General features: G+C 43.3%; 14 protein-coding genes. 4 read left to right on the plus strand and 10 right to left on the minus strand.

Going from position 1 to position 12,784, the window contains the following annotated elements:
• Nucleotides 1-169: 169 nt before the first annotated feature.
• From HZA08_05375 to hisH, 9 genes are all read right to left on the minus strand, one after another.
• The gene (locus HZA08_05375) at nt 170-1,678 is read right to left on the minus strand and encodes an HD domain-containing protein (GenBank protein MBI5192855.1); all 1,509 of its coding nucleotides are present in this window, start codon (nt 1,676-1,678) and stop codon (nt 170-172) included.
• A 15-nt stretch (nt 1,679-1,693) separates the two neighbouring features.
• A complete protein-coding gene (locus tag HZA08_05380) occupies nt 1,694-2,494 on the minus strand; it encodes a hypothetical protein (GenBank protein ID MBI5192856.1) in 801 nt (266 codons plus the stop codon).
• Nucleotides 2,491-3,177: a 7-cyano-7-deazaguanine synthase QueC gene (queC, locus tag HZA08_05385; protein ID MBI5192857.1), complete on the minus strand. Its 687-nt coding sequence runs from the start codon at nt 3,175-3,177 to the stop codon at nt 2,491-2,493. Before queC ends, HZA08_05380 begins: the two co-directional genes overlap by 4 nt.
• A 169-nt stretch (nt 3,178-3,346) precedes the next feature.
• Nucleotides 3,347-3,691 carry a histidine triad nucleotide-binding protein gene (locus tag HZA08_05390; GenBank protein MBI5192858.1) on the minus strand — a complete coding sequence of 115 codons (345 nt, stop codon included), beginning with the start codon at nt 3,689-3,691 and terminating at the stop codon, nt 3,347-3,349.
• Complete coding sequence (locus HZA08_05395; protein ID MBI5192859.1) at nt 3,688-4,368, minus strand: bifunctional phosphoribosyl-AMP cyclohydrolase/phosphoribosyl-ATP diphosphatase HisIE; 681 nt, start codon at nt 4,366-4,368, stop codon at nt 3,688-3,690. Before HZA08_05395 ends, HZA08_05390 begins: the two co-directional genes overlap by 4 nt.
• 41 nt (nt 4,369-4,409) lie before the next feature.
• Entirely contained in the window at nt 4,410-5,216 is an 807-nt protein-coding gene (gene hisF / locus HZA08_05400) for an imidazole glycerol phosphate synthase subunit HisF (GenBank protein ID MBI5192860.1), read from the minus strand.
• A 72-nt stretch (nt 5,217-5,288) separates the two neighbouring features.
• Nucleotides 5,289-6,011, minus strand: coding sequence for a 1-(5-phosphoribosyl)-5-[(5-phosphoribosylamino)methylideneamino]imidazole-4-carboxamide isomerase (gene hisA, locus HZA08_05405; protein MBI5192861.1), 723 nt, complete (start codon nt 6,009-6,011; stop codon nt 5,289-5,291).
• A gap of 1 nt (nt 6,012) precedes the next feature.
• On the minus strand, nt 6,013-6,741 hold the full coding sequence (locus HZA08_05410; protein ID MBI5192862.1) for a hypothetical protein: 729 nt from the start codon (nt 6,739-6,741) through the stop codon (nt 6,013-6,015).
• Complete coding sequence (hisH, locus tag HZA08_05415) at nt 6,738-7,352, minus strand: imidazole glycerol phosphate synthase subunit HisH (protein ID MBI5192863.1); 615 nt, start codon at nt 7,350-7,352, stop codon at nt 6,738-6,740. The genes HZA08_05410 and hisH overlap by 4 nt, the downstream gene beginning before the upstream one ends.
• A gap of 173 nt (nt 7,353-7,525) precedes the next feature.
• On the opposite strand from hisH, the gene HZA08_05420 reads away from it, so the two are divergent.
• Nucleotides 7,526-8,380 (plus strand): deoxyribonuclease IV, encoded by an 855-nt coding sequence (locus HZA08_05420; protein MBI5192864.1) that lies wholly within the window; start codon nt 7,526-7,528, stop codon nt 8,378-8,380.
• On the opposite strand, the gene HZA08_05425 is transcribed toward HZA08_05420, so the two are convergent.
• Nucleotides 8,337-9,113, minus strand: coding sequence for a ribonuclease H-like domain-containing protein (locus HZA08_05425; protein ID MBI5192865.1), 777 nt, complete (start codon nt 9,111-9,113; stop codon nt 8,337-8,339). The two genes, HZA08_05420 and HZA08_05425, sit on opposite strands and share 44 nt — an antisense overlap.
• Before the next feature lie 568 nt (nt 9,114-9,681).
• On the opposite strand from HZA08_05425, the gene HZA08_05430 reads away from it, so the two are divergent.
• The 3 genes from HZA08_05430 to HZA08_05440 all read left to right on the plus strand — a co-directional run bounded on the left by HZA08_05430 (nt 9,682) and on the right by HZA08_05440 (nt 12,617).
• Complete coding sequence (locus HZA08_05430; protein MBI5192866.1) at nt 9,682-10,521, plus strand: class I SAM-dependent methyltransferase; 840 nt, start codon at nt 9,682-9,684, stop codon at nt 10,519-10,521.
• Between the two features lie 297 nt (nt 10,522-10,818).
• Nucleotides 10,819-11,724, plus strand: coding sequence for a hypothetical protein (locus tag HZA08_05435; GenBank protein ID MBI5192867.1), 906 nt, complete (start codon nt 10,819-10,821; stop codon nt 11,722-11,724).
• Nucleotides 11,721-12,617: a hypothetical protein gene (locus tag HZA08_05440; protein ID MBI5192868.1), complete on the plus strand. Its 897-nt coding sequence runs from the start codon at nt 11,721-11,723 to the stop codon at nt 12,615-12,617. The genes HZA08_05435 and HZA08_05440 overlap by 4 nt, the downstream gene beginning before the upstream one ends.
• The last annotated feature ends 167 nt before the right edge of the window (nt 12,618-12,784 follow it).

Raw genomic sequence — 12,784 nt, forward strand, 5'->3', positions numbered from 1 at the left:
CGATCAAGTAATTTATTCATCCGAAAATCACCCCCCATGCCCCCCCTTGAAAAAAGGGGGGGATTGCCGTTGGCCATTGAGAACCTTTCCCCCCCTTAACAAGGGGGGGCTTGGGGGGGTGATTTTCATCCTCATTTGTGAGCGCCCCACTCATGGCGTCGCCTGTTAATCAAACATTCGTCTTGATACTGCTTGCGTCTTCAACCAGTACCTTCTCAGCGGCGGATGCAAGCAGGCGGTCGTTCTGATGATTTAGTGCAAAGATGCGGCATAGGACAACTTTGGCAGGTATATAATCGAAAAACTCTCTTAATGCCTCTTTTGAGACCTCGCCGGTAGAGGGATTATAAACGTATATCTGTCTCTCACCCATCATGAGTGGGTTTATAGGCCTTGGGTCCTGACTTGCCATATCAACCCTGAATGGAACATATTTCATATCTTCAGGAAGGGTGTCCTGTATCTCTTTATGCAGCTCTTCCTGATAAATAAACCTTCTGCCTTTTTCAACCTCTCTTATGGAAAGGGTCTTGTCATAAGCCATCTTCCACTTTACGTCCCTGACAAGGATCTTCTGCCATTCAGGATAAAGTTCAGATTTCGCGGATTCATTTGATCCTGCCCATCCCCTCACACCTTCAAGCAAAGACCAGTCAGTCAGCAGTAGATACTTATCTAATCTCTCAACAGGATTATACGGGAATAACAGCTTTATTGTCTCTTTAAATATCTCTTTAAGATGAAGGTCAATGGCACGGGTCGTCCTGTGATAATAGACATTTGTGTACATATAAAGCCGGGCATTTAAGAACATGTTTAAGGCAGAAAGCCCGGAACGATGGAGGGATATGCCCTTGTCTGTAAAAAAGGTATAGTGGATAAGGCGGTCAATATCAACAGGCCCTATTGCAACGCCGCACATAAACGAGTCCCTCAACACATAATCCATATTGTCTACAGTGTAGATGCCGCTTAAAAGGGGTTGAAGAAACAACAGCCATCTGGGTATGTCCTTTGTGTGAGAGCCTGAGTAGGGACCCTTTCCGATAAGAAACGCAAGATATTCAGGCATTAATTCCTCGCCGTGGTTAAATGCCCCGTTTGGGCTGCGCCTTATTCCCTTTATTATGTCCCCAAGTTCCCTGATAATAATCTTTTGCCCGACCGTCTCATGTGTTTCATCGTATTCATTAAGTACGTTGTCATCAAAGAAGTGTCCGAATGGGCCGTGTCCCACATCATGCAAAAGGGCGGTTGTGCGCAGCAGCTCCTCTATATAAGCCTCTGAAGGGCAGTCTTTAATAACTGCCTTCAGTGTCGGATAAAGGTGACCGGCAAACCTGCCTGCAATGTGCATTGCACCAAGCGAATGTTGGAACCTGCTGTGTTCTGCTGAAGGAAATACCCATCTTGCACTCTGGAGCTGATAAATATGTCTGAGCCTCTGCATCCATGGAGAGTCTATTAAGTCTTTTTCTGTTTTTTCAATTGGAAATGACCCCATCCCCACCCTGGCCCTCCCCTTGAAGGGGAGGGAAATTTCCTCTCCCTCAGGGAGAGGATTAAGGTGAGGGTGGTTTTTTTCATCCGAACCAGTACTGGGAACGGTAAATGTAATATAACTATGGATGGGGTCTGCTATTAGTGCTATGCCGTCATAAGTGGTAGGTTTTAACATCTGTTCAGTTTTATTCTATTTTTTGATCTTAATATCAATTGCCCTCGGCCCCCACGGGAGCTGGATTACCGAGAACTCAACACAATCATTGACCTTTATATCTTCCCATTTATCTATAAAAAGTTCATCTGCTAAAAACATAAACCTCTGATTGTCTTCGCCGGCAATAAAACCATACTGCATATCCTGTAGAATTTCTGCAATCTTTCCGCTTACTGTTTCAGTTAATTTATCTGTTTTAGTTGCCTGAAGATTTACAGCCGGCTGTACTGTAGCAGGTGTCTCTAAATGTTTTACTTCCTTGAAATCCTCAATCCTGATAGCAGGAAGGCTTCCCCTGTAGTGCTTATCCATAAAGGTTTTTATAAACCTTATATGTTCGTATATGGTCTTTTGCACAGATTCAGGCTTCTGTGACAGTTTAATGCCGGATACATGGACGAGCCTGTTATATATATGGTTCAGTTCACTGTTTTCAATATTCAATAATAGTTCAAGGGCATCCTGAAGTGACGGCCTGTGCTTTCTAATTTTACTATCATATTCTTTTGTAATGGAATCAAGGGATTCCAGTTCTTTAACATCAGAGAAGTGGATTAATGGTTTATCTTTGTGTTTCAGGGAAGGGTGGTTCCACTGGAGATACGCCTTGCACATGGTTAGTGTCTCTGAATGCAGCTTCTCATGGCTTGCAATCCCGACCCAGAAATTGTGTATCTCTGTACTATCTCTAAAAAGGGAGGAGAATTTGTAATACATATTTGATAATCTTTTTTCAATCCCTATGGCAACATCAAAGATTTCGAATACATTCATACGGCATACTTTATCGGGTCAGGTATACCTGCCTCAATAAATCCTTTCTTTCTCAATAAACAACTGTCACATCTCCCGCACGCAATCCCTTCCTCAGGAGGGTCATAACAGCTATGGGTTAGACTGTAATCAACTCCAAGGTCAATGCCCTTTTTTATTATCTCAGCCTTTGTAAGATTTATCAACGGTGTTTTAATAGTTATCTGAGTTTTACCCTCAACCCCTGCTCGGGTAGCAAGATTCGCCATATTCTCAAATGCCGTTATAAATTCAGGCCGGCAGTCAGGATAGCCGCTGTAATCCAGCACATTTACACCGAGAAAAATTGAGTCTGCCCCAATAACCTCTGCCCAGGAGAGTGCAATTGCAAGAAAGATTGTGTTACGGGCAGGTACATAAGTAACAGGTATGCCGTGCCCCATCTCATGCACACTGCGGTCTTTAGGGACTTCTATATCTGATGTTAAAGCAGACCCGCCGATTTCTCTTAAATCCACATTTACTATCTTATGTGTTTTTGCATTAAAAAAGGATGCAGTCTTTCCGGCGTTATCAAGCTCCTGCCTGTGCCTCTGCCCATAGTCTATGCTCAGTGCATATAACTCATATCCCTCAGAGCGTGCAATAGCCATAGTAGTTGTGGAGTCTACACCGCCGCTTAAAAGGATGACAGCTTTTTTCAATTGAAAATCTCCAAAGCTCACCCCCACCCTGACCCTCCCCCCTCATTTGAAATTGGGGGGAGGGAATTTTGAGGCTTCCCCTGCCCCTCCTTATAAAGGAAGAATTAAAGGGGACTCGGTATTCTTTTATCTTACTTCTTGCCTCTTACTTCTGCTCTACGCTCTGCTCTCACCCGGGAGGCCATGACAAATGCCTTCCGCCAAGGACATGCACATGAAGGTGATAGACCAGTTGACCGCCTGCGGTATTGCAGTTTATCACTATTCTGTACCCGGGATCTTTTATATTTTTAATCTCTGCAACCTTATTGACAACCATGCCGAGGCGGCCTACTAAATCCTTTTTATCCTCTCCAAGGTCATTAAAAGTAGCAATATGCTCCTTAGGGACAATCAGGACGTGGACAGGCGCCTGTGGATTAATATCATCAAAGGCTATACATGCATCATCTTCATAGAAAATACTGCTCGGTATCTCTTTTGAAATAATCTTACAGAATATACAGTTGCTCATTTTGTCTTTCCCTCCTTCTTTTTCTTCTCGAATCCTGAAATCCCGAATCGATCCTCAAGTTCTTTGTAAACATCCTGCGGGGTCAGTCCATGGTAGCCCAAGAGTACAAGTGTATGAAACCAGAGGTCAGCGGCCTCATATATTATCTCACTCCTGTTATTGTTTTTAGAACTGATTACAAGCTCTCCTGCCTCTTCCGGTATCTTTTTTAATATCTTATCAACCCCTGATGAATAAAGGGAGCTTACATAAGAGGATTCCGCAGGGTTCTTTTTTCTTTCGAGAATAATATCATATACCTTATTCAGAATACCGGTTAATGGAACCTTATCCATCTCAGGTGAGCCGTCTTTTTCATATAATCCACGATGAAAACAAGACCTGTTCCCTGTATGACACGCAACACCTACCTGCTCAACCTGAACAAGCAGGGTATCTGCATCACAGTCATAGAGAATCTTCTTTACCATCTGGATATTCCCGGAGGTCTCCCCCTTCTGCCAGAGTTTTTTCCTCGACCTGCTCCAGAAATGTGTAATGCCTGTGCTTATCGTAGCCCTTAACGAATCAACATTCATATAGGCCATCATAAGAACAGTAAACGTTCTATGGTCCTGAATAATCGCAGGAACAAGCCCAGTTTTATCAAATTTTATCTGACTTACAATATCACTCATTTTGCTTCTTACCTCTTTCTTTTTTTCTTACTTCTTACTTCTTACTTCTCTAATCTTACCGGAATCCCTCTGCTTCTCAGATATTCTTTTACCTGCCTTATTGTATATTCCTGAAAGTGAAAGATTGAGGCCGCAAGCACGGCATCGGCCTTGCCTGTTACTATCCCGTCATAAAGATGCTCCAGTGTCCCTACACCGCCTGAGGCAATAACGGGTATGGTCACAGCATCCGAGACCGCGCGTGTAAGCGCCAGGTCATAACCATCTTTTCTACCGTCTCTATCCATACTTGTCAGCAGTATCTCTCCTGCACCGTATTCTTCCATCCTCTTTGCCCACATTATGACATCAATACCAGTGGGGGTGCGGCCTCCGTGAATATACACCCCCCACTCCCCAAATGATATGGGGGACAATGCCTGTTCAATATCATGCGTATCAGTTGAACGCCGCTTTGCATCAATTGCAACTACAATACACTGACTGCCGAACCGTTCTGATGCCTCGCGCACAAATTCAGGATTCTTTACAGCAGCAGTATTTATTGAAACCTTGTCAGCCCCTGCCTTTAGAAGTGTCCTTATGTCCTCAAGACTGCTTACCCCGCCGCCGACAGTCAGGGGCATAAATACCTTCTCAGCGGTCTTCTTAACTACATCAATTATTATTGACCGCTTTTCATGCGATGCCGTAATATCAAGAAAGCACAACTCATCAGCCCCCTCTTTATTATAAATGGCGGCAACCTCCACAGGGTCCCCCGCATCCCTTAGATTAACAAAAGACGTCCCTTTCACAACCCTGCCGTCTTTTACATCAAGGCATGGAATTATTCTCTTAGCAAGCATATATATGTCATCTTCCTTATCTTATTTCTTATTTCTTACTTCTTACTTCTTGCTTCTTGCTTCAGCCTCTTGCTATGCCCCTGCCTTAATCGCCTCTGCTAAGTCAAACGCCCCTGAGTACAGGGCTTTTCCGACAATCACACTATCAATGCTGGGATGGGAAATGCGGCGTAATGCCTTAATATCATCAATTGTTGCAACACCCCCTGAAGCAATTACCGGTATTCTCACATTTGATGCAAATTGTTCAATACCCTTAATATTTGGTCCTGTTAATGTGCCGTCCCTGCTAATATCAGTAAAGACAACCCCCGCAATACCGATACCCTCGAACTTTCGAGCAAGGCTGATAGCATCAATCTCAGTAACCTCAGTCCATCCCTTTACTGCCACCATCCCATCCCTTGCATCAATTCCAATTATAATTCTCGCAGTGTAAAAGCCGGTGATACTCCATACAAATTCAAGATTATTTGCCGCGGCTGTGCCTATTACGATTCTTCCGGCTCCTGCATTCATATATTGTTCCACCGTAGCCTTATCCCTGATGCCTCCGCCTACCTGTACCTTGATTGCAAGTGAAGAGATAATCTTTTCAATAATGCTGAAGTTAACAGGTTCTCCTGTTATAGCCCCATCCAGATCAACTATGTGAATCATCTGAGCGCCCTTTTCCTGCCACATCATGGCAGTCTCCACAGGATTCTCAGAATAAACGGTCTCCTGGTCCATACGTCCCTGATACAGCCGTACACATTTACCGCCTTTTATGTCTATTGCCGGAATAATTTTCACTTTAATACCCTTTCTCCTCTCTTTCATTGTTATCTGCAGCCGGAAGGGCAGCCCTCTGAATGGCCTGTAAAACCTTCTCCGCACCGCTCTTTGTAAGTTCTTCGGCTGTAAGCCATTTTCCTTTCCTTTTTATAAAATCAGGCATCAGAGACACATCTTCCAGAAGGGGCTTCTGTGTCTCTGCATATACACCTTTCCATAAAACTGTCCCGTCATTAGTGCTTATCAGATTTACCTCAAATCCTACAGATGCGGGCTTTTTAACACCCACAGGCCCTCCCTCCCTTTCTTCAAACCTTGTTATTATGCCGGTAAGTACGGCATCTGCACCTGTCTTGTCCCTGATTAACTTAATGACATCTGCATCAAGCTTACCGTCTGATGTGAGTTTTTCCTTTGTCCCATCATCATAAGGGATTACTGTATAACCGTACTTCTCCATGCTGTGCAAAAATATTGAGGTAACCTGAGCAACCCCCTGCGGGTCTATCCTGGCGCTCCTCAAACCCTTTTGTGTATCTTCAGCAGAGGCTATAAATGGGATAAGTATAACCTTTGTTATTTTAGCATCCTTCCATTTCGGTGAGATGGTTGAAGTCATATATTTGGGGCCGCAGCCGGTAAACATAAAAAGCATTAAAAAAACAAATACTGCACCTGAAATTGTAATTTCCTTGACACCTTGAATCCTCGACCCCTTGACCCCTTTATTTAATAGTCCATTCTTCATTTAATGTCTCCAAAATTTTTCAGAATCTTCAGCCCGACATCCTGACTCTTTTCAGGATGGAACTGGCAGGCAAAGATATTATCTTTACAAACACCCGATACAAAACTCCCCCCATAATCAGACACAGTTGCTGTTATAGCAGTATCAGAAGGAACAACATAGTACGAGTGAACAAAATAGACATAAGAATTATCAGGTATTCCTTTTAACACCGGGATTTCTTTAGAAATCATAATCTCATTCCAACCTATATGAGGCACTTTAAGTCCTATCTCCGGGCTGAACCTGACAACACGGCCTTTCAATATGTCCAGTCCTTTATGACTTCCGAACTCTTCGCTTTCAGTAAATAGAACCTGAAGCCCGAGACATATCCCTAAAAACGGTTTCCCGGTTTCGACACTTCTATACACTGAGTCCATCATACCTGATGCCCTCAGATTCTTCATACATTCAGGGAACCCGCCGACACCGGGCAGTACAACATGAGATGCATTCAATACATCATCAGGTTTATTAGCTATAAAGGCATTATGACCTACACATTCAAATGCCTTCTCAACACTCCTGAGGTTCCCCATCCCGTAATCTATAATCGCAATCGAACTCATATTGTATTTCCTGCGTAGAAATTTTAAGTGAGACAATTATAAGCTAAATATGATACTAAGGTAAAGCAGGAAGTTAAGGTAAAGAAATTACGGGTCTTTGTTGACTTCAATCCTGCTTATTCTGCCCTTGCTTTTAGTACCATTTTGTTTCATAATTTCCTCACCTATTTAATATGCTACTCGGCGCACACACATCCATAGCAGGCGGTATTGACAAGGCGATTGAGCGTGGGGACTCCCTTCACTGCACTGCTATCCAGATATTTACCAAGAACTCAAATCAGTGGAAGGGGAAAACGCTAAGTCCTGATGAAATAGAACATTACCATGACCTTAAAAAGAGATCTAAGATCAAAACTGTAATTGCCCATGATTCGTATCTTATTAATCTTGCATCAGGCAGTGATGAACTCAGACTCAAATCAGTTGAGGCACTGACAGATGAGGTAGAACGGTGCAGGATGCTTGAGATTCCGGTTATCGTAATCCATCCGGGTGCTCACCTTGGGATAGGAGAGGATGCGGGGATTAAAAATATTGCGGACTCTTTGAATGCAGTAATGGAAAAAACAGACGGCTCAGGCGTTTCCATTGCACTTGAGATTACTGCGGGGCAGGGGACATGCATAGGTCACAGGTTTGAGCACTTAGCCCGCATCATTGCCCTTGTGAAAGACAAAGAGAGGGTCAGGACATGCCTTGACAGTGCTCACCTGTTTGCCGCCGGCTATGATATAAGTTCACCTGAAGGATATAAAAATGTAATTGACGAATTTGACCGTGTAATAGGGCTTGACCGGCTTTCATGTTTCCATGTTAATGATTCAAAGAAGGGGCTGAACAGCCGTGTGGACAGGCATGAACATATAGGAAAGGGCTTTATCGGCAAGGAGTTCTTCAGTCTGTTAATGCGGGATAAGAGATTTGAAAATATCCCTAAGATTATTGAGACACCAAAAGATAAAGACTTAAAAGAAGACCGTATCAACCTAAGCCTTCTGCGAAAGATGGCGGCCCGTACTTCTTAATAGACATTTCATACAGTGTCTTTGCAATAGAATACAGATTCTTAGTATCCGCCTCATTATATTTAACGAGTAATTCAAGGGCGCGATGATCACCGTTCTTATGCCGTCTCCAGAGTTTTACTGCGTCATATCCGTCCATGCCTTTAATGCCGTCATCCCTGTATATTCCAAAGTGTGTCTCAAGTTTTTTAAACCCTCCTTTGATGCCGAGTTTGTGAGAGGCAAAGCAGAGGTCGTAATTAGGCATGGTTATATTCAACCCGTAGATAGACTTATTCAGAAACGGTACATCAAAGACCTTGCCGTAGTATGTAATTATCAACTTATAACAGGATAGTATGTCCTTTAATGTCTCAGGTGTAAGATTGATATCTTGAATCAGTGTATTCATCTTATCTTTGCCATAGAGACCTATAACTGTAACGCTTCCATCGTAAGGCGGGCCGCCGTCTGTTTCAATATCAAGACATACTGCCTCTTTTTTAAAGTAATCAAATAACCTCCAGTGCTCGGAAGGGTTCATCCTGCGGGCAAAGAAATCTATGTCCTGCCTCTCAAGTGCATAGAGTCCGTCTGTAAGCCCCCTGTCGAGCTGATCTTTCCTGTCTTCGGATAATCCCTTAATATGTTTTGTGTTAAGGAAGTCCTGCCACCTGAAAATCCCCTCATTCCACAGATGTCTCTCAAGCCTTGCCCCGACACCGGGCAGGAATATAAAGGTATGTTTAAGCATTAGAATTCCTCAAAGTAAGAAAATTATAAGCTATTTATGATACTAAGGTAAAGCAGGAAGTTTGGGAGGAATTTATTTATCTGCCTTCGTTTCTTTTATGAATTGTGACATGACAATAACCCGGAGTGAGACCAAGCGTATTCTCATAAAAACTCCGTGAGCGTGCCATATCACTGACAGGATAAACTGTAAATGCAATTGATTTAATCATGATGGAAGAAAAAATAACATGAGGATGTTGCGGTTGTCAATGAAACTATTATTCCATGTCCATTTATTAAATGTGTCAATTTTGATTGTTGACTTATTCATCATTACTGATAAAATGGGCTGTCAAAATCGCGGCGTTTTTTTGCTGATGTGAGTCGCTTATAAAAATGTTAATCCGCATATCAGGATGTAGAGAACATATACTCTATGAATAGCGTAAGCAGGGCCTGCCTCTGCTATCAATTTATCCCGCCAGACCAATACTATTCAACGGTTCTTCGTTTGTGAGTTTTTGCTCCATACAATTTTATATACCTTAACCATAACTTTTGTTAGTGATGAAGGGGTGGACTTGGATATGGACTACGCCGGTATAGAGACGATTAAGAATCCTGAGAGGGTGTATGACGGGCTGGCATCTGTGTATGACCATTGGGTTGAAGAAGTCCCTGCTTTGAAGATTTTTTATAATGTCTTCAACAAGACTATAGAAAAAAATAAAGAAAAATTCTTCGGGACAGTACTGGACCTCGGATGCGGCACAGGTATATTATCAAAACGCATGGCATCCATGAGGGGTGTTAAGAAAGTCGTTGGTATAGATATATCCCCGCTTTCGATAAGTCAGGCATCCGGTAAGGGTATACGGGGCTGTACATTTTCTGTGGCCTCTGCAACAGAGATACCGCTTAAAGACAAGAGTGTTGATTGTATCGTTGCCTATGGCGATATACTGAGTCACATTTATAAAGATTATTTCCATGCAATCAGGGAGATAGCAAGGGTCTGTAAACCCGGTGGTTATGTTTTTTTTGACATAGATAATAAGTGGAACCTGAGTCTCTGTTATGAGTGGGAAGAACTCCGTTCCGTATTTAATTCAAGCGTAAATAAGGGACATGTGCGTATATGGTCTTTCGTGGACTCAACAGGAAAATATAATACTATGAGATTTAAGACCTTCACTCCCCGTGAGATTAAGGGACTGCTTGTTTCTTACGGCCTTGACATTGTATCTTATGAAGGGATTATAATATTCCCCAACCTTCTGCCGCAGAATATCCATTATAATCCATCAGGTAAAGGTATATTAAGTCACGCGGTTATGACCCTGAGCAAGTTTGACTCATTAGTCAGCAGACTACCGGGTGTAAGGGGACTTGGAATCGGTGCATCAATTATAGCAAGGCGGATGTAGAGATGAACTGTCATGAGCGGGGCGCTCACAAAGGGCAATGAAAACCCCACCCTCACCCTAACCCTCTCCCTGAGGGAGAGGGGGCTATGTTGATTCCCTCCCCTTCAAGGGGAGGGGTAGGGTGGGGATGGGGTTGATTTTCGGATGAACCGTCATGAGCCTTCGGCTCACAAAGGTACATGAAAATGAGGCCCCCTCACCCGGACCCTCTCCCGCCAGGGGAGAGGGAGTCTGAGATTATCTCCCATCCCTTGACGGGAGGGGGGCAGGGTGGGGGTGAGCTATGGAGGTTTTCGAATGAGGTATATCAAATACGGTCTAATATTTCTTGCTGTTCTAATCCTGCTTGTGCTGATACTGTTTTTCAGACCTGAGCCGGCATCATTGCTGAAGTCAGACCTTTATGAACATTCATACATTGCCGGTACATTTAAAACCCGTTACTTGTTGGAACGGCCTGTCACAACAATAATATCTTCCATTCCCGGTGGCAAGTCGTCAATACCCGGAGTCCCATTTTTCTTTAAACCTTTAATACCTCCGACAGCAGAACTATATGTATTAAAGAATGTGGAAGGAGGAGGGTGGGCCGCTGCCATAGACCTTGGCTGGCGTTCAAGGCTCTTCAGAAGGATTCACGGGATAATAATGAACCAGATGCAGTACAGGGGATTTGGGGCTATTGAAGGAAAGAGTATATTAAGAACACCAACCGGTGTGAAGATTATTGTGTATCAGGATAAGGGGACTCTATTCATCGGCGAAGGGGAGCATGTGGTAAAAAGCATAATGTATCCTGCACAGGGTGGTAGTGTTAAATCATCTGTTGGGCTTTCTTCACAAGTCTCAGATAAAAGAGACATGGCTTATCTTTTATTTGTAAATAACGATAAGGAGTTCTCAAAGGTCATCGAGGGGATGGAACAGGAAAAGGGTTTTCAAATCCTGCCGTCTGTAAATAGTCTGAGGGGCGGTACTATAAAAATCCGGCGTCCTACCGGCAGTACCCTTATTGCAGAATTATCCCTGCTGATAAACGATAACGGCGATATTACAGGGGTGGAGAATGACCTCGGTTATCTGGCAGACCTGATTGACAGGATCCTTTCAACAAACAATCTGAAGGTAGATAAGACTATAAACAAAGAAAACGGAAACATAACAGCACAGGTTATGATACATCCTGTAGGGGGACCAAAATGATGAGCCAAATGATGAAAAAGATGATTGTACTTGCAGTTCTATTGTCGGTTATTTTTGTGTTTACAGGTAAAGATTCTTCAGCCCTTACCTTTGAATTCAACAAAGATAAGCCCGGCATAAAGACCTTTGCATTAAAGTACCTGAGATTTACAGTTGACGGGGAGAATATCATCAGTAAATTTCCAGCTACCTTTTATATTATCTCAGTCTCCCCTGATGATATTCCCGTGCTTGCGGCAAAGGTCGGGAAGATAGACGGGAAAACCGGCATTGGACCATATTTAGAGAAGATTGCCGGTGGGAAGATTTCAAAATCAATAACAGGTACTCATAAAGAAAAGATTGTCTATAATCCTAATCGTCCGTTTGAGAAGAAGATGCTGTCATCTTATGCAGTCTGGAATGAATGGGTCTTCATCGGAAATAAGAAGGAGACTGTATCAAACATACTGAAACCATTAAAATCCCCTGCGGATATAGCAAAGACAGATAAGGCAGTGTCTTCAATCAAGGGATGGAGCAGTGCAGGCATGAAAATCTGGGCAGACAATACCGACCAGCATCTGAGTAAATTGCTGGATGGCCAGAAAAACAGGATACTGATTCCTCTCATTAGGGACCCGAAAAAGGTTCAGATACTCGGCGGCGCATTTACACTTTCAGAGTCAAATGAGATGAAGGGCACACTGTTTCTTAAACCTGTAAACCCACAGGCAACAAAAGACCTTGAAGGGGATGTAAGATTCGTAGGTGAGACAATCAAGAGAAGGCTGACAGCCGTCAAGACCCCTTACAATGGAAAGGTCTCCAGCTCAGACAGCGGAATCTTTTTTGAGGCAACCATCGGCAACTACATGTCAGCACAGGGACAAATTGTGCAGACGGAGAGGTAATATATAAGGCATTGATATTTGAATTTAGGGTCTGTCATGAAATAACTTGTGCATTTAGGCGCTCAGATTTCGGTCAGGTTTGAGTGCGACCGATTGAGCAAACCCGAAGGCGTAGTTGAACCTACGCTGAGGGGTTGCGATTGAGGAGCACACAAAGATGGCCGGAA

The organism is Nitrospirota bacterium, from assembly GCA_016212215.1.
In the GTDB taxonomy this organism is placed as follows: Bacteria; Nitrospirota; 9FT-COMBO-42-15; order HDB-SIOI813; family HDB-SIOI813; genus JACRGV01.

Bases quoted from the DNA above. Each gene is read 5' to 3' on its own strand.
- HZA08_05375 (MBI5192855.1), bottom strand. From the start codon at position 1,678: ATGTTAAAACCTACCACTTATGACGGCATAGCACTAATAGCAGACCCC.
- HZA08_05380 (MBI5192856.1), bottom strand. From the start codon at position 2,494: ATGAATGTATTCGAAATCTTTGATGTTGCCATAGGGATTGAAAAAAGA.
- HZA08_05390 (MBI5192858.1), bottom strand. From the start codon at position 3,691: ATGAGCAACTGTATATTCTGTAAGATTATTTCAAAAGAGATACCGAGC.
- HZA08_05395 (MBI5192859.1), bottom strand. From the start codon at position 4,368: ATGAGTGATATTGTAAGTCAGATAAAATTTGATAAAACTGGGCTTGTT.
- hisF (MBI5192860.1), bottom strand. From the start codon at position 5,216: ATGCTTGCTAAGAGAATAATTCCATGCCTTGATGTAAAAGACGGCAGG.
- HZA08_05410 (MBI5192862.1), bottom strand. From the start codon at position 6,741: ATGAAGAATGGACTATTAAATAAAGGGGTCAAGGGGTCGAGGATTCAA.
- hisH (MBI5192863.1), bottom strand. From the start codon at position 7,352: ATGAGTTCGATTGCGATTATAGATTACGGGATGGGGAACCTCAGGAGT.
- HZA08_05420 (MBI5192864.1), top strand. From the start codon at position 7,526: ATGCTACTCGGCGCACACACATCCATAGCAGGCGGTATTGACAAGGCG.
- HZA08_05425 (MBI5192865.1), bottom strand. From the start codon at position 9,113: ATGCTTAAACATACCTTTATATTCCTGCCCGGTGTCGGGGCAAGGCTT.
- HZA08_05430 (MBI5192866.1), top strand. From the start codon at position 9,682: ATGGACTACGCCGGTATAGAGACGATTAAGAATCCTGAGAGGGTGTAT.
- HZA08_05435 (MBI5192867.1), top strand. From the start codon at position 10,819: ATGAGGTATATCAAATACGGTCTAATATTTCTTGCTGTTCTAATCCTG.
- HZA08_05440 (MBI5192868.1), top strand. From the start codon at position 11,721: ATGATGAGCCAAATGATGAAAAAGATGATTGTACTTGCAGTTCTATTG.